At 51.1% G+C, this 23,696-nt stretch carries 17 protein-coding genes; all 17 read right to left on the bottom strand.

Annotated features, from left to right (window positions below; translation table 11 throughout):
* Positions 1-12: 12 nt before the first annotated feature.
* Positions 13-2,934, bottom strand: a complete 2,922-nt coding sequence (locus HMPREF2958_RS09000; protein ID WP_070697751.1) for a DEAD/DEAH box helicase — start codon at positions 2,932-2,934, stop codon at positions 13-15.
* Positions 2,935-2,995: 61 nt separating this feature from the next.
* Positions 2,996-3,880 carry a twin-arginine translocase subunit TatC gene (locus tag HMPREF2958_RS08995; protein ID WP_048752158.1) on the bottom strand — a complete coding sequence of 295 codons (885 nt, stop codon included), beginning with the start codon at positions 3,878-3,880 and terminating at the stop codon, positions 2,996-2,998.
* Positions 3,881-4,011: 131 nt separating this feature from the next.
* The gene (gene tatA, locus HMPREF2958_RS08990; RefSeq protein WP_004004679.1) at positions 4,012-4,248 is read right to left on the bottom strand and encodes a Sec-independent protein translocase subunit TatA; all 237 of its coding nucleotides are present in this window, start codon (positions 4,246-4,248) and stop codon (positions 4,012-4,014) included.
* Positions 4,249-4,671: 423 nt separating this feature from the next.
* Complete coding sequence (locus HMPREF2958_RS08985; RefSeq protein WP_070697749.1) at positions 4,672-6,768, bottom strand: WYL domain-containing transcriptional regulator; 2,097 nt, start codon at positions 6,766-6,768, stop codon at positions 4,672-4,674.
* Between the two features lie 98 nt (positions 6,769-6,866).
* Entirely contained in the window at positions 6,867-7,262 is a 396-nt protein-coding gene (locus HMPREF2958_RS08980; protein ID WP_013399079.1) for an FKBP-type peptidyl-prolyl cis-trans isomerase, read from the bottom strand.
* Positions 7,263-7,338: 76 nt separating this feature from the next.
* A complete protein-coding gene (locus HMPREF2958_RS08975) occupies positions 7,339-8,457 on the bottom strand; it encodes an FKBP-type peptidyl-prolyl cis-trans isomerase (RefSeq protein WP_070697747.1) in 1,119 nt (372 codons plus the stop codon).
* Positions 8,458-8,661: 204 nt separating this feature from the next.
* Complete coding sequence (gene pafA, locus HMPREF2958_RS08970) at positions 8,662-10,122, bottom strand: Pup--protein ligase (protein ID WP_070697746.1); 1,461 nt, start codon at positions 10,120-10,122, stop codon at positions 8,662-8,664.
* A 40-nt stretch (positions 10,123-10,162) separates the two neighbouring features.
* On the bottom strand, positions 10,163-10,363 hold the full coding sequence (locus tag HMPREF2958_RS08965; protein ID WP_070697744.1) for a ubiquitin-like protein Pup: 201 nt from the start codon (positions 10,361-10,363) through the stop codon (positions 10,163-10,165).
* Positions 10,364-10,371: 8 nt separating this feature from the next.
* Positions 10,372-12,090: a depupylase/deamidase Dop gene (gene dop, locus HMPREF2958_RS08960; RefSeq protein ID WP_070697742.1), complete on the bottom strand. Its 1,719-nt coding sequence runs from the start codon at positions 12,088-12,090 to the stop codon at positions 10,372-10,374.
* 21 nt (positions 12,091-12,111) lie between these two features.
* Entirely contained in the window at positions 12,112-13,770 is a 1,659-nt protein-coding gene (gene arc / locus HMPREF2958_RS08955; protein WP_141755808.1) for a proteasome ATPase, read from the bottom strand.
* A 274-nt stretch (positions 13,771-14,044) separates the two neighbouring features.
* The gene (locus HMPREF2958_RS08950; RefSeq protein WP_070697740.1) at positions 14,045-15,100 is read right to left on the bottom strand and encodes a tRNA (adenine-N1)-methyltransferase; all 1,056 of its coding nucleotides are present in this window, start codon (positions 15,098-15,100) and stop codon (positions 14,045-14,047) included.
* Between the two features lie 123 nt (positions 15,101-15,223).
* The gene (gene mshC / locus HMPREF2958_RS08945) at positions 15,224-16,540 is read right to left on the bottom strand and encodes a cysteine--1-D-myo-inosityl 2-amino-2-deoxy-alpha-D-glucopyranoside ligase (RefSeq protein WP_070697738.1); all 1,317 of its coding nucleotides are present in this window, start codon (positions 16,538-16,540) and stop codon (positions 15,224-15,226) included.
* 95 nt (positions 16,541-16,635) lie between these two features.
* Positions 16,636-17,469, bottom strand: a complete 834-nt coding sequence (locus HMPREF2958_RS08940) for an undecaprenyl-diphosphate phosphatase (RefSeq protein WP_172884759.1) — start codon at positions 17,467-17,469, stop codon at positions 16,636-16,638.
* 136 nt (positions 17,470-17,605) lie between these two features.
* Entirely contained in the window at positions 17,606-19,363 is a 1,758-nt protein-coding gene (gene leuA, locus HMPREF2958_RS08935; protein ID WP_070697736.1) for a 2-isopropylmalate synthase, read from the bottom strand.
* Between the two features lie 344 nt (positions 19,364-19,707).
* A complete protein-coding gene (locus HMPREF2958_RS08930) occupies positions 19,708-21,138 on the bottom strand; it encodes an LCP family protein (protein WP_070697734.1) in 1,431 nt (476 codons plus the stop codon).
* Positions 21,139-21,168: 30 nt separating this feature from the next.
* Positions 21,169-22,287 (bottom strand): GTPase Era, encoded by a 1,119-nt coding sequence (locus HMPREF2958_RS08925; RefSeq protein WP_070697731.1) that lies wholly within the window; start codon positions 22,285-22,287, stop codon positions 21,169-21,171.
* 38 nt (positions 22,288-22,325) lie between these two features.
* Positions 22,326-23,693 carry a hemolysin family protein gene (locus tag HMPREF2958_RS08920; RefSeq protein WP_070697729.1) on the bottom strand — a complete coding sequence of 456 codons (1,368 nt, stop codon included), beginning with the start codon at positions 23,691-23,693 and terminating at the stop codon, positions 22,326-22,328.
* Positions 23,694-23,696 lie beyond the last annotated feature (3 nt).

Genomic DNA, 23,696 nt, shown 5'->3' with positions numbered 1-23,696 from the left:
TTTCCAGCGGTTTTAGGAGTCTAGTGCGACGACTCCGCGGCGGATGAGGGCTATAGCTTTTTCGCAGCTTGCTCGTAGGTTTGGGCTTATGGTGGGGATATGGGTGATCTGGTCGAGGGCGTCGATAACTTGTTTTGCCCAGCGTACGAAGTCGCCGGCGGCGAGGTCGGTATCTTCGAGTGCTTTTGCGAGGTGCATACCGCGAGCCCAGCGGTAGATAGGGGTGACGAGGCCTAGATCGCAGGGTGGGGTTTGATCTAGTTTGTAACGTTCTTCGTGGGCGTTGAGCCGGGCTAGTTCACGGTTGATGGTCGCGATGGGTGCTTGTAACGAGGGATGTGGGTAGCGTGGGAGAATTTCGATGGTTTCCTTTTTGCCCTGGTATGTGAGCGCGGCTATGGTTGCTGCTATAGCCGCAGGATCCAGATCTGTGAGGAAGCCTTTTTCGAGACAAATAGAGGTGAGAAGGTCTTTTTCCCCGTAGAGTTTGCGCAGGGCTTCCCCCTTCGTCGTTAGCTTGAGTCCGTTATGGGAATCAGCAGTAACGTAGCCGTATTCAGTGAGGAGCTTTGCGATGCGGTTGAAGACCTGGGCAATAGTGTTGGTGCGTCGGGTAATTTGGCGGCGTAGTCCTTCTGTTTCTGCGTTGAGTTTGCGCCATCGTTCTGCCCAGCGTGCATGGGTTTCCCGGTCAGAGCACCCGTGGCAGGGGTGGTTACGTAGTTGGGTGCGTAGTGTGTCGAGTTTTTCTTGGGCATCGTTATGACGTGTGGCGATGGGGGTATTTCCGCGTTTGCGGGGTGGTCGTTCATCGATGAGCGCTTGACGCATCCGTGAGACGGCGTCGCGGCGTTCTTTGGGTGTTTTAAGGGTTATTTTCTTGGGGAGCTTGATGTAGGAGACGGGTTCAATGAGCCCCGTGAAATCACGTGCGCTTGCGGTGCGCTGTTGATTGTCTTCGGTAAGGATACCAATGCGTGGGTCTGTATTGGATTCGGCACGGGTGATGACGATAGCGTAGCCGCGGGAGCGACCATGAGGTATGTGAATGATGTCTCCGGGCATAAGTTCTTGGATGCTTTGGTGAGCTTGGGCGCGTGCATGTTGTTGGTTGGCTTTGCGGGTTTTTTTCTCTAGATCTTTGATGTTTTGCCGCAGGCGCATGTATTCTGTGAAGTCTCCAAGGTGGCATTGCATGGAGTCTCGGTATCCTTCGAGCGCGTTTTCGTTTTTACGTACTCGTGCAGCTGTTCCTACAACTGATTTATCTGCTTGGAACTGGGCAAAGGATGATTCGAGGATTTTGCGGGTTCGTTCGGCGCCATAGGATGCGATGAGGTTCGCAGCCATGTTGTAGGTGGGGCGGAATGATGAGTTAAGGGGGTATGTGCGAGTGGATGCGAGGGTGGCAACCTGTTCTGGTACAAGACCTGGACGCCAGAGGACTACGGCGTGTCCTTCAAGATCGATTCCGCGGCGCCCCGCCCGCCCGGTAAGTTGGGTGTATTCTCCGGGGGTGATATCGACGTGGGTTTCACCGTTGAACTTGGTGAGTTTTTCGAGGATGACGGTGCGGGCTGGCATGTTGATGCCGAGCGCGAGGGTTTCGGTGGCAAAGACTAGTTTGATGAGCCCCTGTGCAAAAAGTGTCTCAACAACTTCTTTGAAGAGCGGTAGCAGACCTGCATGGTGGGCTGCCACCCCGCGGATGAGTCCGTCTCGCCATTCGTAATATCCAAGGGCATGAAGGTCTCGGTTATCAAGGTGTGCAGTGGTTTCTGCAATATAGGCACGGATGGTTTGCTGCTGTTCCTCGGTGGTGAGGACGATATTCGCGTTGACGCATTGGGTAACGGCGTCGTCACATGCTGCCCGTGAAAAGATGAAGCATATGGCAGGCAATAGCCCTTGCTTGTCTAGGATACGGGCCATTTCAGGGCGAGATATGCGGTGCGGACTCAGAACGTTGGCGTCTTGGGTGAAGGTTTTATGACGGGATCGTTCGAGTGCATGTGTGTGTTTGTCATGCCGGTTGCGGCCGCGTCGGAAGCGCTCGCGTTTGGGTGCATTGTGCCGGGGGGTGTGTCGGCGAAAGCCTGGCCGCAGTTGTTTGAGGAGCGGGTTAATGCGTAGCCCCGTGGGAGCGTTTTGGAGTGATTTTGTGTGGTTTTTACGACATTTTGTAGGTGAAGCCTCTTTCTGAGAAGTTTCATCAGGTACAAAGAGGTCAATGATGCGGTTTCCTACCATGAGATGCTGCCAGAGCGGGACGGGGCGGTGTTCAGAGACGATGACATCGGTATCACCTCGTACGGTATCTAGCCATGCTCCGAATTCTTCGACGTTGGATACAGTTGCAGAGAGCGAGATGACGGTGACGTGTTCGGGAAGGTGAATAATCGCTTCTTCCCAAACTGCTCCACGGAACCGATCAGCGAGATAGTGTACTTCGTCCATGATGACGTATCCCAGACCGATGAGGGTCGTAGATTCGGAGTAGAGCATGTTGCGAAGGACTTCAGTAGTCATGACGACGATGGGGGCTTCGGTATTGATGCTGGTGTCGCCGGTGAGCAGACCTACGTTTTCTTCGCCGTATTCACGCACAAAGTCATGGTATTTCTGGTTGCTGAGTGCTTTGATAGGGGTTGTATAGAACGCTTTTGTTCCTGTTTGGAGGGCAAGGTAGATGCCGAATTCTCCGACAACTGTTTTACCAGAACCAGTAGGCGCAGCGACAAGGACTGAATGTCCAGCTTCGACGGATTGGCATGCCTGACGTTGGAAACTGTCAAGAGGAAACCCGAGATTCTTTTCGAACTTACTAAGCGCTGTTTTTGCGTGAGCGTTACGTTCTTGCGCGGCCTGATACTGCGCAAAGTAGCTCGGGCGGTCGTTCGAGTCGTGAGCGGTTTCTTGGGGGTTTTCAGCCATAGTTCTAGTGTACCTGCGCCTAAAAATCCTCCGTCTTGAGTAGACGGAGGATTTTGGAGTTTTACTTTTGGGAGGGCTCCTCTTCAAGCTGTCCTAGCTTTTCAAGGTCTTCAGCGCTGGTGGCCGTATTGAGCTCGGTCTCTGTAAGACCCTTTGCTAGTTTAGCTTCGCGGCGGTCACGCCGTTTATCGTTGAGCAAGCATATTGCTATGGCGAGGAAGAAGAAAGTTAGGAGCGGAATCATCAGGTAGAACATCATCATAATATCCGTACCGGGAGCTGTCATGGCTGCGATGAGCGCTACTAGAACCACGATCCACCGCCAAGATTTGAGGATAGTTTTACCCCGGATAACCCCCAGCATGTTCAACCCCACGAGGATGACGGGGATAATAAATGCTAGTGAGAAGAAGAAAATAAATTTAACGATGAAGGAAATATAGGTTGGAGCGTCAATGACGTTCGAGCCGCCGGGCGGGGTGAACATTGTGAGTGCACGAACAACGCCGGGCAGACTATACCAAGAGATGAAGACACCGCAGGCAAAGGCAAAGATTGAGCCGCTGAGGAAACCAAAGAGGTATTTTTTCTCTTTGGTGTGCAACGCGGGAAGTAAGAAGCGCAGTCCTTGATAGAGCCAAACGGGTGCAGCAAGTCCAAGACCAATGTACGTACCCACGCGAATGAGCTGGTCAAAGGGTGAAGAAATTGAGCCGTAGTTTAAGGTTGCAAAGCGGTTATCTGCTGCGTTGATTTGCTTGAGAGGCTCAGAGATTGCATCAATAAAGGGCTGGTACAAGAAAATAACGGAAAGTACGGCGGCGATAGCAGTTGCAATAGCCGCTTTAATGAAGCGGTCACGAAACTCACGCAGATGTTCCTTCAGCTCCATACGGGCTTCAGGATTTAGTTTGCGGTTGCGTACATCCTGATCCGGTTTTGCCATCGTTTTCCTCGTTTTATTCTAAGCTCCGCCTCATACCTGTTATTCAAAATTATCGATATGGGTAGATAAACTACTGGACAACCCGTGCCACCAGAGAGGTGGTTGCACGGGTTGTGTTGTTGTACTGAAAATTAGTTTTCAGACTTTTCGGACTTAGCTTTGTTGTCGACAACCTCAGCGGTGACAACATCGTCCTTATCGTCTTCCTTCTTACTATCGCTCTTCATACCCTCGACTTCGGACTTGAAGATACGCATCGACTGACCAAGACTACGTGCCATACCTGGGAGCTTGGGAGCACCAAAGAGCAGAACGATGAGGAGGATGACTACGATAATAGTTGCCGGGTGACTGAACAACTGACCCATAAGGTATGAACCTTTCTGTGCTTAGAGCAGGTCTCCGATATTTTGAGGTTGGCCGAGTCGATCTCGTCGGGAGACCCGTCGCTTGATTCGCTCAGACCTGCGTGTCTGTTTTCCTTGTTCGTATTCATTGTACGCCGTGGTTACCGGGGTAAAAATCCCTAGGCTTTGCTCGGCAGGCAATTTTCGGCGGGTATTCGCTTGCGCTTCATCGAAACGAGTTTCGATGGATTCCATCCATGTTGCTACAAGATCGAGTAGCATGAAGCCCCGTGTGAGTGCACGATATACGAACCACGCTAAAAACGCTAGAGAACCTATCGTTAAGGTGCCCCATAGTAATACCCAAAACCACCACGGCATAGGAATTATTATACAAGGTTGTTATTCTACTTATAGATGTCTGGGCGTGTCTTTCGCAGATATCTACGCTAGAAGCGACATCAGACGATCTTTAAGTAGAGACCGTACAGGTTCTGGCTCAAGAATCTCTAGAGCACCTCCATACGCTACAACGAAATGCAATATTTGCTCAAGACCTGCCTCGCTTTCACCAGGATAGTAGTGCAGCTCATGGTAAATCAAGGGCGTTTCAGGTTTAGAAGGCTGGGATCGTGAAACGTGAGTACTCCGCCGTTTTAAAGTACGGATAGTACTCTCTCGTCGCTCTGTTCTGAGACTTTCAATGTGGATTTTGACTCGAACATAAGGGTGTTCTGTATTTGTCTGTTGCTGCCGAGACCAAAGATGCGGGGTGTTGGGAATCTTAGCGGCGACGGCCTGATGGCTTTTACCGCCAAGCCGCGAATTTCTAATGCGGTCAAGAGCAAAATTTCGCCAGGCATTAGAATCGGCAGCTTCACGCCACAGCCCATGCAGATAAAAACGATTATTTTCAAAGATCAGTGAGCAAATATCAACGGTGCGCTGCACCCCTGCATAGTCAAAAATAAGGGTTCGTTTCTGAGAGACTGCCCGATGTATTAAGGGAATAAGATGGTGTTCAGGAGTAAAAATTAGGCTTCCGCGCAAGCGCTCAGCATCCTTTGGGTAGCTCACCAACAGCAGCTCACGAATTTTGGAAACGCGTGCATCGTCTGGGTAGAGAACCTCAGCAGCTGACATCGAAAAGAAGAGCATGGCACGCTCTAAAGCTGACAGAGGAACGCCCTGATAAATCGGATCGTCACATGAATAGGTTAGCTCGGCGCATAGTTCATGATCCTGACGGGGCGTGAAGACTATAGGAGTCGCAAGATCCAACTCTGCAGCTCCATAGTCCTCGCATACATCGGTAAAATCACTGACAAGGTTGCTCTTAGACCTGCCGTTATCCACTTGCAGAAGTGAAGTCGCTGGTTTAAAAGGAACGCCCCCTTCAAACCAAGCCGCATCGTCTTGGCTTAGACGATGTAGTACCAAGAGCATGTCGATAAAACGGTCTGTATCATCGTCACGTTTGCGGCGAGAATTCTTACGCCATGCTTCGGGCAAATCAGCTCTGTGCTGATGGGTAGAAAGCAAACGTTCCACCAGGTTGTGCTGAGCTCGATATGCCTCCTGGGCCCGTTGAAGGTCTTTGCTCGAAAAATCTGCGGACGATTTTGGGACCATTATTTTCAATCCGCGTGCGGTGGCTTTCACCGCAGTTTCTCGAACACCATATGAGTCAAGAAGCAGCTGCTCATGTGAATCTAAAGATAAGGCGGGCACGGTACGGGCATGGCCCTGAAGGTTTTCAGAAAGCATGGTTTGAAAATCAAACGTTTCACCAGGCCGAACAAAATTCTCTTGCTGCTGTTGACTACCGTTGATGCGCATACTCTGAATGCGCTCAAAACGGTGAATATACGCACGATTCGGTTCTTCCTTCGGAGCCTCAGAACCCTCGCGAGAGGGATAGTGCGCCGCAAAATACCAATTGCCGTAACGGTACCCTATCCCCCACACGGACAGATTCTCGCTATGGCGAGTATCGAGGTCCCCATAGTCCATGTCAATGGTTTTATACTCGCTAAAGGCACTAAAAATCTCTTCTAGATGGGAATCATCACTTAGACGTATACGCTGGAGCGGTTCCTCTAGTTCCTCTAAACGTGTAGAAGCTGATAGCGTGGGAACGCTAAGAATGATCTTACGCATCATACGATGTGCAGAGCTTTCAAGCTCGGTACCTTCCCAGGCACGGCACAGGCTCATGAGAAATTGTGCGTCCTCTAGCTTAAGTTCCCAATCAAGAAGCGGATTAGGGACCGGAGTGTACACATAGTAGCTTTTGCCATCACGTTCAACATGCTTAAACGTGATACCAGCATCACGCAAACAGTCCTTTGCACGCTCAAACTTTTTAGCGATGGTCTCAGCTTTTCGTTTATTCCCCGAGCCAAAGATGGTGTATTCGTCTAAACCGTATACTTCTAAAAACTCTGCGCGAGAAATACCGCGCCGCGAGCTATTGCATAGCCGATGATAAATCCTGATCAACGATGAACTAGACGAAACATCTCGCGCTTTTGTTGCCATATAACCATCATACGGGGATATAAAAAACCTTAAACAACTCAGGGGCTGCTGTATTCGTACCCGTAAATTACGGCAGCAGCCCCGAAGTTTAAGATTTTTTAGCTAACGTCTACCAAATCCACTACAAAGATCAGGGATTCACCAGGTTTAATGACCGATCCTGCGCCGCGGTCACCGTAGGCCATGCTTGCAGGAATTTCGAGGCGACGCCGACCGCCAACCTTCATGCCTAACAGCCCTTCATCCCAACCGCGGATAACCTGCCCCACGCCAACCTGGAACGGAAGCGGCTCGCCGCGGTTCCATGAAGCATCGAATTCCTCACCAGTGGAAAAAGCAACACCTACATAGTGCGCCAAGACACGAGAACCGGGAACAACCTCAGCCCCCTTACCTTCGATAAGATCTTGGATAACAAGTTCGGTCGGGGCATCGCCCTCGGGAAAATCAATTTCCGGCTTTTCTCGATCAAGCTTACGCTGGCCAAAAGACATAATATGTTTCCTTTTCTCTCAAGTGCCCTGCCGAAAACGGGTACAGCGCTTATCGGCAGAGCTCGAATAGAATTTACTATTTGGTAGGATCAGCCGTAGGCGCCAAGCTAGACGGGATAGCTGTGGGGGAAGCTGAAGAAGGCTCCTTAGCCTGCTGAGAAGGCTGCGCTGAAGCGTGGGCTGGGCTCATGGGAACAGTCGCTAAAATATCGACAACAAATACTAGGGTTCCCTTGGGTCCACCATTCTGTCCCTCTTCCCCATAGGCAAGTTCAGCAGGAACAACAAGCTCAACTCGAGAACCTACTTTCTTACCCTTTAAGCCCTGTTTCCAACCCTTAATAACTCCGTTAAGCTGGAAATTTGCGACCTGTTTATCGTAGTTCCCATCAAAGACCTTACCATCAGACCACTGAGCGCCAATATAACGCACATATACTGCATCGTTCTCATTGACTTCGGCACCGGTACCAGTAATCAAATCTTGAGCAACAAGCTCATGCGGAGCCTCTCCCCTATCATCTGCGAACTTCAGCTCTGCCTTACCCGTAGTCTCATTCAGAGAGAAGGCAGGAAGCTTCGGATTGGGAGCTTGTTCAGTACCCTGAGCATATTTAGGAAGATCCTTTTCTGTGGGAAGCTTCCGAGCTACGGTATAAACCTCAAGATTGGTTGGTGAACCAGCTTCGACAGTTGGTCGTACTGAGGAAGCAGACTGCTGTTGCTGCTGCTCGTGGGACACGTTCGTACTATATACAAAAGAACCACCAACCTTCATCTTCTTCATAACTTCGTAAATAGTGGGTTCTATCGTTTTTAATCGACCAACTTGAATGGGTATAGATTGCTCATTTTCGTTATAAGAACTGCCTACCAACGAACCATTTTCACCATTAAAAATTGAAGCATTGACGAGAACAGTATCGCTATCCTGAAGGGAGTCACCTGTACCTTCATCCAGTACCCTGGCAACCTCCCGATCTGTAGAAAAAGGTGTAGAAAAAGATACAGCGGGAACCTGAGTTCCGCCCCTAAGATCTACCTGTACTTTGTCAAGTGCTTCTGAGCTACTCACAGTGTTTTCACTAGTAGAAGCGGACGGCGAAGATTCGTTTTGACCCGAGTCACCAGCGCCGCAAGCGCTTAGCAACATCGAAAGAGTGAGTACTGAAGCAGCCAAGGCTTTTTTCGACACAAAGGTTCCTTCCCTAGGTTTTCTTTATTTCGGAGTTAAACGTTTAAGATACACCGAAATTATGTGATGCTCTATAACTTAATATTAAACGGGCGAAAACCCGACAAATACAACGGTGTAGAGCAAATCAATAAGAACATAAAACATACGTAAAGTATCAAACCCTAGAATAAAAAGCTAGTTGTAGAACCATATTGTGGAACATTACACCAAAGGCGGAACAGACTGAGGAGGGTTCTTATGGCGAAGCATCTCAAGAACCTTTGTGAGTTCGGAGCTCTCTGTTTGAAAGGGATCTTTAAATACTAGGGTGTGCTGTGGGTATGCATTGAGTTTAAGGTGTACCCAATCTACGGTAGACTGCTCCCCCGCATTTTTAGCCGCCTCCACAAACTGTGAACGTAGGCGTGCGCGGGTTGCCGGAGGTTCTTGCATCGCGTTCCGTGCGGCATCAGACGGGAGGAGCGTTGTGATGGCTCCACGCCGGACTAGAGCATGGTAAACCCCGCGGTGGGGGTCAATATCATGGTAAGCAAGATCGAGCTGTTGGATGCGAGCGCTCGCATAGTCTGTCGGAGTTCCAGCCGCGTTGCTACGGGCGATGTATGCGTCTAGGAGTTTCTTTTTGATAGCCCAGTCGATTTCGGTGTCAATACTGCTGTAGTCACCGGTTTCGATGGCGTCGAGGGTGCGCTGCCAGAGGTCTAGTGCGTAATCGACGCGATGGTGGTGGGCCCCGTATTGTGTGATGTATTGGCGGGCGGCGTCGAGGTAGTGCCTTTGAACGCTTAGAGCTGTGTAGCGTTGTCCGTCTGTGGTTTCAAAAGCTGCGGTTCCGGTGAGGTCGTGGCTGATGGTGCGTAGAGCTTGCGGGACCGATGCGAGTTCTAAGTTGGTGACAGGAAATCGGTCTTCGAGCATGCGTAGCACAAGGTCGGTGCTGATTATTTTGAGCAGTACCGTGGGTTCCGCCATATTGGAGTCGCCGTTGATGACATGCATACGGCGGTATCGTGAGGCATCGGCGTGGGGTTCGTCGCGGGTGTTAATGAGGGGTCGCGTGCGGGAGGTTGAGGTGCTTGCTGCTTCCCAGATATGGTCTGCTCGCTGTGAGAACGAGTATGAAGGTATGCCTGTAGTAGCTTGTGGATCTGTTGAACCTGGTAAGGGCCCTCCGTTGGGGTGGGTTTTTCCTGCGCCTACAAGGATTTGGCGGGTGACGAGGAATGGTACGAGTTGTTTAACGAGGGTGGAGAATTCGAGTTTGCGGCTAATAAGGTAGTTTTCGTGGCTGCCGTATGAGTTTCCGGCGGAGTCTACATTGTTTTTGAAAAGGTAGATCGTGCCGTTGAGAGGACGACCGTGGTGTGTGCTCAGTTGCCTGTGGGCTTGTTGTGCTAGCTGAGCGAAGATGAGCTCGCCCGCGCGTTCTTGGGCGAGGAGTTCGTCGATGGTGGCGCATTCGGCGGTGGCGTATTCGGGGTGTGAACCTACATCGAGGTAGAGCCGTCCACCGTTGGGCAGGAAAACGTTAGTAGAGCGCCATTCATCAAGGACGGGCTTGAAGAGCGCCGCAGCTGTTTCTTCGACGCTGAGCCGTCCTAGCCCCTGGGGTACGTAACTAAGTCCGAATTCGCTTTCTATGCCAAAGATGCGTTGTTCCATGGTGTGTTTGTTTCTAGTAAGGGGACAAAAGTGCTTTGAGTTACTGACCGCCCTTTTGGACGAATCCGGTGACGAATTCTTCGGCGTTTTCGGCGAGTAGCCCGTCGATTTCGTCGAGGATATCGTCGACTTCGCTTACGTCATGTATAACGGTCGTGTCTTGTTGGGTGAGGGATTCCTCCTGTTCAGTGAGTTCTTCGTGGTACTGGGGCTCTGAAGCGTGGATGCGTTCACGTGACATGTTTTCTCCTAAAGGTCTTTATGGGGTGTCGTGTTCTGCTGGAGGAGTTGAAGCAGCTCGTCGGAGTGGGTAACTCGTGGTAAGAGCGGTTCTACTTCAGATTGAGTGTAGCGTGTGGGCTCAGGCATGGCGAGTCGGGTAAGTTCGTGGGAGTAACGCCCCCGGCAAGATACGGTATCCCAGTTGATACCAATGACTTCATCGGGCCATCGGCTCATGAGGGTTCCTCGGAGATAAGCACGGGTGTCTGATGGTGGGGTGTGGGCGGCCTCGTCGATGTCTTGAGATGTGAAGAGGGTGCGCATCCGACCACGCGCTACGAGGCGGTGGTAAAGACCCCGTGTAGGATCTATATCTGCATAGTGTATGTCAAGGGCTTTGAGCTTTGCATCGGTATAGGGAACACCTTTGGCCACATAGCTGCTGACGAGCGCATATTTAGCGACCCAGTCGAGACGATCTGCAAGTGCGAGAGGATTTGTATCTAGGGCATCGAGTGTTTCTTCCCAGAGGGCGAGTATTTGTTGGGTGTCGCTGTCGACTCCGGTGGGGTTCTCTTGTTCGTGGATTTTGCAGGCGTTGAGGTATGCGCGTTGAATTTCTAGAGCTGTGGCGAATTTGGTGGTGCTGTCAGAATCTTCTGTGAGCGGGAGCTGAGCACTGAGTGATAGGTCGTGGCTGGTGGTGTGTAACGCTGTTACTGGGTCGGCGAGGTGTAGGTTTGGGGCGCGTCCGGATTCTATGAGGTTTAGTACTAGAGTGGCTGTGCCGAATTTAAGGAGGTTTGAATAGTGGGAAAGGTTGGCGTCTGCAGGGATGACGTGCAGGCGACGGTAGTGTTCGGAGTTGGCGTGGGGTTCATCGCGGGTGTTAACGATGGGCCGTCGAATAGTTGTTTCGAGTCCGATAGGGCGTTCAAAGAAGTCGGCACGGGAGCTGATTTGGAATCCTGGAATTTCGCCGTTGACGCCTATGCCTACTCGGCCTGCTCCGGTATAGATGATGCGTGTTGCAAAGAAGGTTAGGAGCGTGCTGGCAACGTCTTCGAAAGGGATATTGCGGCTGATGAGGTAGTTTTCGTGTGCACCGTAGGATTGTCCCTTGGAATCGGTGTTGTTTTTGTAGAGCTTGATGGCGGGTAGGTTGTCGTTGCTGTGCTGCGCTACTTCTGTGATGGAATCGTAGGCTATTTTGTCACCTGCAGCGTCGTAGAGTACTGCTTGGAGCGGGGTGAGCACTTCGGGAGATGAGTATTCGGGGTGGGCGTGGTCGACGTAGAGTCGGGCGCCGTTGGCGAGCATGGCGTTCATGGTGACTCGGTCCCAGTCGAGGCGTTCCGGATAGCCTCCTCGTCCGTGGATGAGCTCTTGGGATCCGTCAATTCCTGCTTCCCGTAGGGCTTCAAGCGCTATATCTTCGCTTGTGAGTTCTCGACGGGTGTGTGTGAGTTGTGAGGAGTGTGCCTCTTGTTCTTTGACGGTGTGTCCGAAGGCATCAGTGAGCGGAGACTCAGATTCTGAAGACCAGTACGTGCGCTGTGCTTCTTGCGCGTTATCCTCGATGGTCCGGCGTAGAGATTCTGTGCGCTTTGCTTCCAGTTTTTCGTACGTATTGACCACGATAGCGGAGAGTATCGTGGGGTTTGTGCCGAGGGCATCCGGGGATATGACACCGTATTCGGTTTCTGCTCCCATGATGCGGTGAATACCGTAGACGGGCTGGAACATAAGGTTACTTTCTTGGAATAATTAAGGTGTAGTGGCGGTATGCGGCGGCGTGATGGAAAGAATCCTGCCTCGTATTCCGCGTACGGTGAGTGCATCTTCAACATCAGGTAGGGGTGGCAGCTCAACTTGATCTTCAAATTCTGCGCGAACCGCTTCGAGAAGATGCCGTGTGGTAATACCTTCTGACAGGATTTCAGGGCTAGTATTAGTGAGCGGTGAACTTGCGTGGCTGAGGTGCTCCTTGATGGCGTACTTTTTAGCGCGATCCACAATGTTGCGGATAACGGCGCCAGAGACAAAGTCACCGCGATATAGGGTCTCTTCGTGCAGGCGGGAATTATCTGCCGTGTTAATACCCTGGTCCAAAGTTGCTGCTACATAGGCGTTAGCGGAAGTACGAGCGTAAAGCTGCGCGACGGCGGCAGAGATCATGGCTGCTAGCGTCGCCTCTGTCGAACCGTGCTTGGCGACTTCGTGGGGATCTAGAGGCAGATCGTCCGTGAGATATAGCCCGAAAATCTCGGTAGCTCCAGAGGCATCTGGACGGTTAATACGGATTTTCAGGTCGAGGCGCCCTGGGCGCATAACTGCAGCGTCAATGAGGTCTTCACGGTTTGTGGCGCCGATGACGATAACGTTCTGTAAGGATTCAACGCCGTCGATTTCGGCAAGAAGCTGTGGAACGATGGTGGTTTCTATATCTGAAGAACGCCCCGTGCCACGGGTACGGAATAGTGACTCCATTTCGTCGAAGAACACAACGACTGGGTGACCAGCTTGGGCTTTTTCCCGCGCCGCCACGAAAATATCACGGATCTGCCGTTCGGTCTCTCCCACGAATTTGTCGAGGAGCTCTGGGCCTTTGATATTAAGGAAATAACCGCGAGTATTTATACCTGGGTTTAACGCGGCAGCACGCGCCGCTAGTGAGTTTGCCACAGCTTTGGCGATCATGGTCTTACCGTTTCCGGGCGGTCCGTAGAGCAATATACCTTTGGGCGGTGCCAAATGGTAACGCTCGAAAATCTCTGGGTGCAGGTAAGGCAGCTCAACGGCATCGCGGATCTGCTCAATTTGCGCTCCGAGGCCACCAATATCTTCGTAAGAAATATCCGGAATCTCTTCGAGAACGAGTTCTTGAGAGCGGCTTGCCGGAACTATCCCGGTAACCATCCGGATGCGGCTATCTAGGGTAACTGCATCACCTGTGCGCAGGGAATCGACATCAAGCTCCCCTGAGACACGGGCAACTTGCTGAGCACCAGAAGCAGTATCGATGAGCACTTTTTGGGGGCTCAGAACCTCACGAATTGTCACAACGTCCCCATAGGATTCATATCCAAGGGATAGAACAGCTTCAGACTGTTCATTGAGGAGAACCGTCATACCCGGTGCCAAGTTTTTACGATCCAAAAGTGGGGAGAGAGGAATACGCATAAAACGTCCCCCGATTTGGACATCAAGGTAGTCCTCGGTTTCAGCGGGACTCTTATCGTCAGTAGCCTGCGCGTAGGTCATACGCTGTCCCGTACTGACCGCAAGAATAATTCCTGAATTCAACGGGGGCATGATCTCTTGCGCAAGTGAAGCCCGCAGCCGCTCAATCTCATATTTGAAATGAGTAAGCGCCTCAACCAATTTACGATTTTTCTCAGAAGCGGCTCGTAACTGCCGGTTCATATTAGTGCGAGTCGACTCAGCAGCACTTACACGCCTCAGTAAAGCCTCATACTCTTGGGGGCTTACAGCGCGAGAAGAAGGAATCGGATTCTGGCTCTGAGCTGCAGAATAATGCGGCGCAGGGCTTGACTGACGAGCCGACGACTTGGGATCTGAAGACGATTCCCGAGACGGATTTATATGTTCAGGCGTCAAATCCTTTTCCTCTCATCAGCAAACTTGTCATAGACGGCGTTTTTTGCCCACCGCTGCGGGCTTGGAATATTGGTCAAGCCTACTCGGGTTTATATAAACCATTGGGTATAGAAGTTTCTTCCTGAGATTCAGCTACAGCCACCCGATGCGCGTGCGCTGCATGCTCCGCAAGATTTTTAGCGTCCCGTAGAGCACGGCGCACCTTCTTATCAGTAACCTCTCGCTCCCCCACATTCATCGGAATCCAGGCATTCATATCATCATCGGTGAAGTCGTTTTTAGAAGCCCGACGCTTCGGAGAAAGACGAACAGCCCCATCAGCAAGGCGCCGCGCTACGATCAGAAAAGCTGTATGCGCAACCATCCGGTGATCTGGACGAACCGCTAACCCCTCAACATGCCAACCGCGCACCATAGTTTCATCGCACTCAGGCTCTGTAAAACGACCATCCGCACGCAGCCCTTCCACCAGACGAGACATTTGGGTTACCGTTGCCACATAACAAATTAACACCCCGCCCGGTGCAAGAGCCTGCGCAACAGCATCCAAACATTCCCAAGGCGCAAGCATATCAAGTACCACACGATCGACACTGCCGGGCTGCTCAATTTCGGGAAGTCTCTCTTGGAGATCGCCAATGCTCAGCTTCCACGCGGGATGCGCTCCCCCGAACATAGTCTCAATATTTGCACGCGCGACCTCAGCGAATTCTTCGCGACGTTCAAAAGAATGCACACAGCCATCATCGCCTACAGCTCGCAACAAAGCGATAGAAAGAGCACCGGAACCAACACCGGCTTCGACAACACGAGCCCCCGGAAAAATATCGGCCTTCACAATAATCTGAGCGGCATCTTTGGGGTACACCACGGCAGCACCACGCGGCATAGACAACACAAAATCTTTGTACAGAGGGCGCAGCGCCTGATAAAGAAAACCGTGAGTGTTCTCAATAACAGTTCCTTCAGGCGCACCGATGAGTTCATCGTGTTCGAGGAACCCTCGATGTGAATGGTACTCCCCACCTTGCTGCAGGGTGATGGTGGTGATGCGACCACGCTCGTCGGTTAATTGCACGCGCTCGCCGGGGCGGAATGAACCACGGCGGTTAATGGCACCGGTGGGAGTGGTCATATGCTGTGTGTCTCCTTGTCACGTAGTTTATTTCTATTCTACCGGTTCTATGGATAAACAAAGGTTCCCATATCAAGACTCAAAGCTTAGTACGGGAACCAGTCGTTCATAGTAGAACCTGTTTTAGAGCACAACTCCTAGGCGTGCTGAGAGCGTATCTCGAATAAGTTCTCCGCCGCCACAAGGCTCAGCGTTACCATCGCGCACCTGCTCAAGAGCCGAAATAGCCCAAGCGTCAAGTGCCATGAGCGCGCCTGATGTTTTCAGATCATCCGCCAGATACTCCCGTACCTTCTTTAGCGTCTGTTCAGCCGCAGATGAATCAGTGCCGTTAGCACTTTCAACCGCCTGACGGTAAAGATCTAGACGAGCTTGAGCCTTCTCAAGAGACTCATCAGTCCAGAACCAATCTTCACGGTAATGGTGATCCATAATAGCGAGTCGAATCGTATTGGGATCAACACCCGCTGCACGCAGTTTAGAAACTAGCACGAGGTTACCGCGTGATTTACTCATCTTATGACCATCAAGTCCCACCATCCCAGTGTGCGCATAGTGCAAAGCATGTGGACGGTTCGAGACGGCCCATGAATGTCCGGCACCCAAATCATGGTGCGGGAATTTTAGATCGGAACCACCTGCTTGAACCGTCAGCGGACCATCTATAAATTTACGAGCAATCATCGTGCATTCAATATGCCAGCCGGGACGTCCCTCCCCTAGAGAGCCTGCATCCCACGAAGGCTCACCTTCACGCTTAATACGCCACAAAAGCGGGTCTAACGGGTCACGTTTGCCCGAACGCTCAGGGTCTCCCCCACGTTCAGAGAAAATATCGAGCATCTCATCGCGGCTCATGTGGCTGACTTCGCCAGGAGCCCAGGAATATCCGTCCTTATTCTGTGGAAGTGCCTGTACCGCCTTTAGATCAAGATAGATATCACCGTCGGGGTGCTGCACACCCTTTTCATCGACATACCCCGCCACACGATACGCCAGGGAACGTTCAACAAGATCCTCAATCACCGGGAAAAGCCATTGAATGGATTCAACTACGCCCACATAATGATCAGGCGGAAGCACATTAAGCGCCTCCATATCGGTCCTGAAAAGTTCAGTCTGCTCTTCGGCAAGTTCTTGCCAATCAACGCCAGTAGCAGTGGCACGCTCTAATAGTGGGTCGTCTACATCAGTCACATTTTGTACATAAGTGACATTTACCCCGGCATCACGCCAGGCACGATTGAGCACATCAAAAGCAACATAGGTTGAAGCATGGCCCATATGCGTTGCATCGTACGGGGTTATCCCGCAGACATATAACCCTGCGTGTTGGGGCTCTTGAAGCTGAACCACAGTGCCCGTCGAAGTATCAAAGATCTGCGGTAGTGGTGCCGACCCCGGCAGAGACGGAACTGTGGGCGTATCCCAAGCTCGCATAGGGCTTCCTTTCAACGACCAAAAATCTACCTACAAGCATACCCGCCCAGCTCAACCTAGCGGACGGGTATAACATGGTGAACGCTCAAAGCGTACTACGACGTAATAAAGCCTGTACCCAGGCCTACGAAAATTAGCGTGCCCAGAATGATGCGGTACCACACGAAAATACTGTATGACCGAGTCGATACGTACTTGAGGAACCAACCGATGATCAAATAACCAACGACAAAAGCAATCACAGTTGCGATGAGCGTGGAGAGCAAACCATAATACTCTAGGTGTTCTTGACCGATAACCACTTTACTGGCCTTATAAAGCCCAGACATATACACAGCAGGCATCGCCAGCAGGAATGAGTAGCGGGCTGCAGCCTCACGAGTGTATCCCATGAACAAGCCAGCCATAATGGTGCCGCCCGAGCGAGAAACACCTGGGATAAGAGCTAAGGATTGTGCCAAACCATAGACTAGACCATGATTCATATTGAGGTCTTTAAGCTCTCGTTGTTCCTTACCGAAACGATCGGCTACCGCAAGGAAGACAGCAAAAACGATCAGAAGCGCCCCGACAATCCACAAAGACCTGAACGAGGTGTCGATGTAGTCTTCCAAGAGGAAACCCAGAACACCAATGGGGATTGAACCAATAATAATGAGCCATCCCATACGTGCATCAGGATCATCTCGCTTGACTTTACCGGTGAGCGAACCGAACCAGGCACGAATAATACGCACAATATCACGCCAGAAAAAGACTAGGACCGCCGTCTCAGTCCCCAACTGGGTAATAGCGGTAAAAGCGGCACCAGGATCAACATTTTCGGGCAACAGTTGACCGACAATGCGCAAATGGGCAGACGACGAGATCGGAAGGAACTCGGTAAGGCCCTGTACGAAACCTAGAATAATTGCTTGAATATACTCCACGATAATCAAGAATACCGTACCTGATAACGCATGTCTGGGTTTGTGAACCGTCGTCCTCACGCGTTCCCTAACAAACAGCAGGGTTCTAGCAGCACATGTACCGCTAGAACCCCGTGTTTACAGGCAGGATTTACCTTTAGATGGATGATGAATGCGCTTCATCACGCAACGCACGGTTCACAGCTGAAACCATAGCCTTCAGCGCTGCACGAGTGGTCGAGTCATCCACCCCGATGCCCCAAAGCACACGCGCATCAATAGCAACCTCAATATAGCAGGCAGCGTTTGCGGCTGAACTGGAGGACATGGTGTGTTCGGAATAATCGAGCACACGCAGATCTACGCCTTCGTCACGAAGAATACTCTGAAGCGCATCCACGGGACCAGTTCCCGTACCGGTACGGGTAAAGAGATGACCATCAATATTCAGCCCTACGCGAAGGGATGTCGAGCCCGTGTCAGCAGACTCAATATTGATCGACTCAATACGATACTTACCCCAACGAGGCTGATCATCAGGAGCAGGCAAGTATTCATCCGTGAAAATATTCCACAGATTTTGCGAGGTCATCTCGCCGCCGTCAGCATCAGTGCGAGCCTGCACAATCTGTGAGAACTCAACCTGGGCACGCTTGGGCAAATCCAGGCCGTAATCCTTCTTCAGCAGATATGCAACACCACCCTTACCAGACTGCGAATTCACGCGGATAATGGCTTCATAGGTGCGTCCCAAATCTCGTGGATCGATAGGAAGGTACGGAACTTCCCAGAAAACCTCGTCCACAGTCTTACCCTGCTCGGCTGCACTAGTTTCAAGAGCTTCAAAACCCTTCTTGATAGCGTCTTGATGCGAGCCAGAGAAAGCGGTAAACACCAGATCGCCGCCATAGGGGGAACGCTCATGAACCGGCATCTGGTTACAATATTCAACGGTTTTGCGGATTTCATCAATATTAGAGAAATCAATCTGAGGATCGATCCCCTGGGTATAGAGATTCAAGCCCAGAGTAACCAGGTCGACGTTACCGGTACGCTCCCCGTTGCCGAAAAGACACCCCTCAATGCGGTCAGCACCCGCCAAATATCCTAATTCGGCGGCGGCAACACCCGTACCACGGTCGTTATGGGGGTGTAGGGACAAAACGATGTGGTCACGGTGATTGAGATGACGGTTCATCCATTCCACAGAGTCTGCGTAAACATTAGGCGTTGCCATCTCAACGGTAGCAGGCAGGTTTACGATGAGCTCGCGACCATTGACGCCGACCTCAAGCTCATCTGCGACGGCATTACATACGCGCGCCGCATACTCAAGTTCGGTCCCCGTAAAAGATTCCGGCGAGTACTCATACAGAACCTTGGTATCCGTAATCATTTGCTCTTCGTATTTCTTACACAGGCGTGCACCCTGCAGAGCAATATCCAAGATACCGTCTTCATCTTGACGGAATACTACGCGGCGCTGCAGCACAGAAGTTGAATTATAAAAATGAACAATGGCTTGAGGAGCGCCTTCGATGGCTTCAAAGGTACGAGCAATCAGATGCTCTCGCGCCTGTACCAAAACCTGAATGGTGACATCTTCCGGAATATGTCCGTCTTCTACCAGAGTGCGCACAAAATCAAAATCAGTTTGTGACGCTGAGGGAAAACCAACCTCAATTTCTTTGTACCCCATACGAACGAGTAAATCGAACATCGCCAGTTTGCGTTTTGTGTCCATAGGATCAACCAATGCTTGGTTGCCGTCACGCAAATCAACTGCACACCAACGTGGCGCTTGAGTAGCTACATGTGAAGGCCAAGTACGATCCGGCAGATCAACTTTAATCTGCTCGTGAAAAGGACGATATTTATGTACTGGCATGGACGAAGGCTGCTGGAAGTTTTGCATACTAAATTCCTTGAGAATCGTGCCTTGAAATTAGGCTCATAAACGGGTGTGATAAATCGCGAAAATGCGCCGCACAAAATACCCGGAACGGGTGCGGAAATAACTAAGCCCCGTTCCGGCGAATAAGGAGAAGCAGATGCGAAACTGCACAGTCGCCGAGAGTCTTCATATCTCAACGCTACCACGAGACAGAAGAGGAGCTATTTCCCAACACTCCTCTCGTCCATCATATGGAATAGAAATTTTCCAAAACGTACCTGCTGAAGCAGAAGCGGGAGGTGCCGCCTAAGGTTTAAAACCTTAGGCGGCACCTCCCGTAAAGTAGGCGTCAAAGCCTTACTACATTAATAAGCAAATGCATGCTGGCAGGTGGCCTGATCAGCAGTCTGACCGGCAGCTCCACCCGCGATCTGCGAATCTTGTTTCTCCATCGCATCACCACTGGGGAAATCGGTGCCGATGGTAAGCGTTACGCCGGTAACCTGAGCGTTCGGCTCTACCCGCGTGATATTCATCTTTGCAGCAATTTCGCGCGCCTCAGCTTCGTAACCCTCGCCATAAGAAATTGTGGTGGTAGAAACAGATTCGGCAGTACTTGCCGGGGTTACACTTGTGTATCCAAGATTACCGATGATACGAGCAAGGGCTGCAGCACGACCGTCAATGCCCGTAGCGTTATACACGGTGATAGGTATCGACTTATCAAGCTGTGCAGGTGCATTATCGCCTTGCTTAGCTTCTTCAACCTTCAACGACTTATCATCACGAAGGCGCTGGAACACCGACTGCGCCTCAGAGGTAAGCCGCAGGCGGTTGGGATCTTGGTTCCACGGCTCGGTTGGGATAGTTGCAAAAACCACCTCGGACAGGTCGATGCCGCCAATGGTCGCACCGATACCGGCAATCTCGTTGGGATTGCCCAGATCATCATCAACCGTGACGTTCTGGGTGATAGCCTCCGCAATATTCAAAAGTTTATTTGGATTATCGAGTGTTCCCTCTGCCTTGACCTTACGAAGCAGAGCTGACAAGAACCCCTGTTGAGCTTGAATACGACCAATATCAGAGCCATCACCAAAGCCGTGGCGTGAACGCAGGAACGCAAGCGCCTGCTCTCCCTCGACCTTCGAGTTGCCAGCGGGTAGATTCAATCCGCTGTACTCGTCGTTGACGGGGTTATCTACACAGACTTCGACGCCGCCTACTACGCGAGAGAGTTCTTTAACCGCATTGAAATCTACCAGCATGAAGTGGTCAATGTGTACGCCCGTGAGCTTGCTGATAGTAGCTGCCGTACATCCGGGACCGCCGCGTGCCAATGATTCGTTGATTTGTATATCGTCCTCAGCTTCATAGGCTTTATTGGTCTTGGGATCGGTACATTTTGGGATCGAAACCACCAAGTCACGAGGAAAGGACAGCACATTTACGTTCTTACGATCTGCGCTGATCTGCAGGAGCATCATCACATCGGAACGAGCTTCTGAGTTGCGGTCATCATCGTTCCCGTAGGCGCCATTATTACCTTTACGGGTATCCGATCCGATAATCAGAATGTCGAGCGCACCATTCTCAACCGCACCCGTAAAGTCACTAATATTCAGCGGCTCAGTATGCAAATTTGCGCGCAGACGCAGCAGAATAGCTCCGCCGAAGCCCATGAGGACGACCAACATGCAGACGCTCAAGAGCGCAATCCACTTGTTACGCGCCGACTTCATGATGCCGTGGCGCATATGGCGACCACTACTCTTCATAGAAGGTGCCTGAGGCATACCAACTCTCTTTCTATGTATCAGGACCGCTTAAAAACCTAGACGATTCAACGCTCGGGGATCAGATTGCCACTCTTTAGCTACCTTGACATGAATATTGAGGTATACACGAGTGCCTAGCATAGCCTCAATCTGCTCACGCGCTTGTGTACCAATCTTCCGAAGATGAGAACCACCCTTGCCGATAATAATGTACTTTTGCGATTCGCGTTCCACAAACAGGTTAACATGTACATCCAGCAAGGGGTTATCTTTTGAACGGCCTTCTCGAAAGTTCATTTCCTCAACAGTGACGGCAATAGAATGAGGCAGTTCTTCACGTGCGCCTTCTAAGGCGGCCTCACGCACAAATTCTGCGATCATGGTAGCTTCAGGTTCGTCTGTAAGTTCACCCTCAGGATAGAGCGGAGGTGAAACCGGCATGTAACTTGCTAAAACGTCAGCAACGGCATCGACTTGAAAGTGCTGTACCGCTGAAACCGGGATAATATCAGCCCAACCACCCTGACCGTCATGGACTGTGGGCTCATAATTTTTGCCAGTTCGTCGTTGAGCTGCGGGACCTGAACCTTTGGCAAAAGGTATATTTTTATTGTCTTTTTTGCTAAGCGATACACGATTCTCACGATGCGTAGCCCGGCGGGCTCGATCGGCGCGTTCTGCGCTCATTACCTCTTCGCCAAGAGCCTGCACCGCTATAAGCTGTTCAGAAAGCTGATCGTTACCGACAGTATCAGATTTTGTGACTATTGCCACGACAGGTTTATTACTTGAAGCCACCAACTGAGAAGCAATATAACGATCACCGGGACCAATTTTCTCGTTTGCCGGGATGCAAAACCCCAGGACATCCACTTGAGAAAGAGTGCCCGCAACAAGATCATTAAGCCGCTCCCCCAAAAGGGTACGAGGGCGGTGAATACCTGGAGTATCAACAAGGATCAGCTGATAATCGTCTCGATGCACAATACCGCGAATCGTGTGGCGTGTTGTTTGGGGGCGACTTGATGTAATCGCCACCTTCTGCCCTACCAAAGCATTCGTAAGGGTTGATTTTCCAGCGTTGGGACGCCCCACTAAAGATACAAACCCTGCACGATAATGCTCAGGGAAAGCAGGCTGAGTAGAGCCGCCACGTTCGATATCCATGATTCCTCGTTTCTGATGAAATGCTAAGCGTATAAAAATTAGTTGAATGTTTGCTGAGAAGAAGATGAATCTAGCGGCGTGTTGAAGCCTGTGCCCTCCGGTGAGTTTGATTCTTCGCCTAAGTGAGGCTGCGATTCTTGACGGTACACTCGTAACATATCGACTTGATGGCGCCGCCCGCTGCTACCAATGGCACGAATGGTAATACCCTCAACCGTAACTTCAGATCCCACGATAGGTACTTTCCCTAGGTGCTTCGCTAACAAACCGCCTACGGTATCTACATCTTCGTCGTCAAGGTCAATCCCAAAAATTTCTCCAAGATCTTCAACGCTTAGGCGCGCCGAAACTTTGAAGCTTCCATCTTCCTGAAGGGAATACTCAGGTTTCTCGTTGTCATATTCGTCCGAAATATCGCCAACGAGCTCTTCGATAAGATCCTCAAGCGTGACCATACCGGCGGTACCGCCATACTCATCAACCACGACGGCAACGTGCGTTGATTCCCGTTGCATTTGTCGCAAAAGATCCATAACTTTCTTCGATTCAGGCTCAAAACGTGCCTCACGCATAAGAGAGATAATGCTAGGCTCTGGCGCATCACCGCGGCTATGGGCAAGATGAGCCTGCATGCAGTCCTTGAGATATAGGATGCCAAGCACATCGTCGTTTGATTCCCCAATCACCGGCATACGCGAATATCCCGAACGCAGAAAAAGGCTAAGCGCGTTCTCGATACTCTCATTAGCCTCAACAGTCAACATATCTGTGCGCGGCACCATAATAGAGCGGATGCGCGTATCATCAAGCTCGAAAACCGACTGAACAATCTGTGCCTCATCATCTTCAATAGTCTCAGCATCAGAGGCACGATCCAGGAACTCGCGAAGCTCATCTTCGGCAAAAACACCGGCAGGACCATCTAAAACACGCTGTGGTGCTGCCTTATGTACAAGTGCATCAAGAAAAGACGATAACCACCCGAGAGTAATCGCGGTGAAATGCACAGGAGTAGCAAGACCTCTTAACATCACGACCGCGCGGTTACGGCCTAAAGCCCGGGCCAACACCGTAAGCAGCGGATATCCCACTAACGCGACACATACCAAAGTAATAAGCCCAGCCAGCCAGTGATGCTCGACTATGCTAAGGATAGCGACCATAAAGGCAAGAGTAGCCACCCCGGTCGTAAGAACCCGCGCCAGCCGCAAGGGATGCGTATACCGCTCGTCATTTCCGGTACTTGCTTCGGTCAAAACCCGTGCAAAAACACTATGTGGGTGTTCTTGCGCGACTTCCTCTGCCTCAGTGCGTGGTAAATAGACAAAGGCGGTTTCCGCAACAGTGATTGTAAACGCTAAAACCGTTGCGATAAGAGCAAGGATAAAGAGTAATAGCCCGGCCATAAA

Source organism: Rothia sp. HMSC036D11 (genome assembly GCF_001814205.1).
Classification (GTDB): domain Bacteria; phylum Actinomycetota; class Actinomycetes; order Actinomycetales; family Micrococcaceae; genus Rothia; species Rothia dentocariosa.
Note: the sequence above shows the minus strand (reverse complement) of the source record. Positions and strands in the feature narration are given on the sequence as shown.

What these genes read in the sequence shown, in the direction of transcription:
- HMPREF2958_RS09000 (WP_070697751.1), bottom strand. Translation starts at nt 2,934, where the DNA reads ATGGCTGAAAACCCCCAAGAAACCGCTCACGACTCGAACGACCGCCCG.
- HMPREF2958_RS08995 (WP_048752158.1), bottom strand. Translation starts at nt 3,880, where the DNA reads ATGGCAAAACCGGATCAGGATGTACGCAACCGCAAACTAAATCCTGAA.
- tatA (WP_004004679.1), bottom strand. Translation starts at nt 4,248, where the DNA reads ATGGGTCAGTTGTTCAGTCACCCGGCAACTATTATCGTAGTCATCCTC.
- HMPREF2958_RS08985 (WP_070697749.1), bottom strand. Translation starts at nt 6,768, where the DNA reads ATGGCAACAAAAGCGCGAGATGTTTCGTCTAGTTCATCGTTGATCAGG.
- HMPREF2958_RS08980 (WP_013399079.1), bottom strand. Translation starts at nt 7,262, where the DNA reads ATGTCTTTTGGCCAGCGTAAGCTTGATCGAGAAAAGCCGGAAATTGAT.
- pafA (WP_070697746.1), bottom strand. Translation starts at nt 10,122, where the DNA reads ATGGAACAACGCATCTTTGGCATAGAAAGCGAATTCGGACTTAGTTAC.
- HMPREF2958_RS08965 (WP_070697744.1), bottom strand. Translation starts at nt 10,363, where the DNA reads ATGTCACGTGAACGCATCCACGCTTCAGAGCCCCAGTACCACGAAGAA.
- dop (WP_070697742.1), bottom strand. Translation starts at nt 12,090, where the DNA reads ATGTTCCAGCCCGTCTACGGTATTCACCGCATCATGGGAGCAGAAACC.
- arc (WP_141755808.1), bottom strand. Translation starts at nt 13,770, where the DNA reads ATGAACCGGCAGTTACGAGCCGCTTCTGAGAAAAATCGTAAATTGGTT.
- HMPREF2958_RS08950 (WP_070697740.1), bottom strand. Translation starts at nt 15,100, where the DNA reads ATGACCACTCCCACCGGTGCCATTAACCGCCGTGGTTCATTCCGCCCC.
- mshC (WP_070697738.1), bottom strand. Translation starts at nt 16,540, where the DNA reads ATGCGAGCTTGGGATACGCCCACAGTTCCGTCTCTGCCGGGGTCGGCA.
- leuA (WP_070697736.1), bottom strand. Translation starts at nt 19,363, where the DNA reads ATGCAAAACTTCCAGCAGCCTTCGTCCATGCCAGTACATAAATATCGT.
- HMPREF2958_RS08930 (WP_070697734.1), bottom strand. Translation starts at nt 21,138, where the DNA reads ATGCCTCAGGCACCTTCTATGAAGAGTAGTGGTCGCCATATGCGCCAC.
- HMPREF2958_RS08925 (WP_070697731.1), bottom strand. Translation starts at nt 22,287, where the DNA reads ATGGATATCGAACGTGGCGGCTCTACTCAGCCTGCTTTCCCTGAGCAT.
- HMPREF2958_RS08920 (WP_070697729.1), bottom strand. Translation starts at nt 23,693, where the DNA reads ATGGCCGGGCTATTACTCTTTATCCTTGCTCTTATCGCAACGGTTTTA.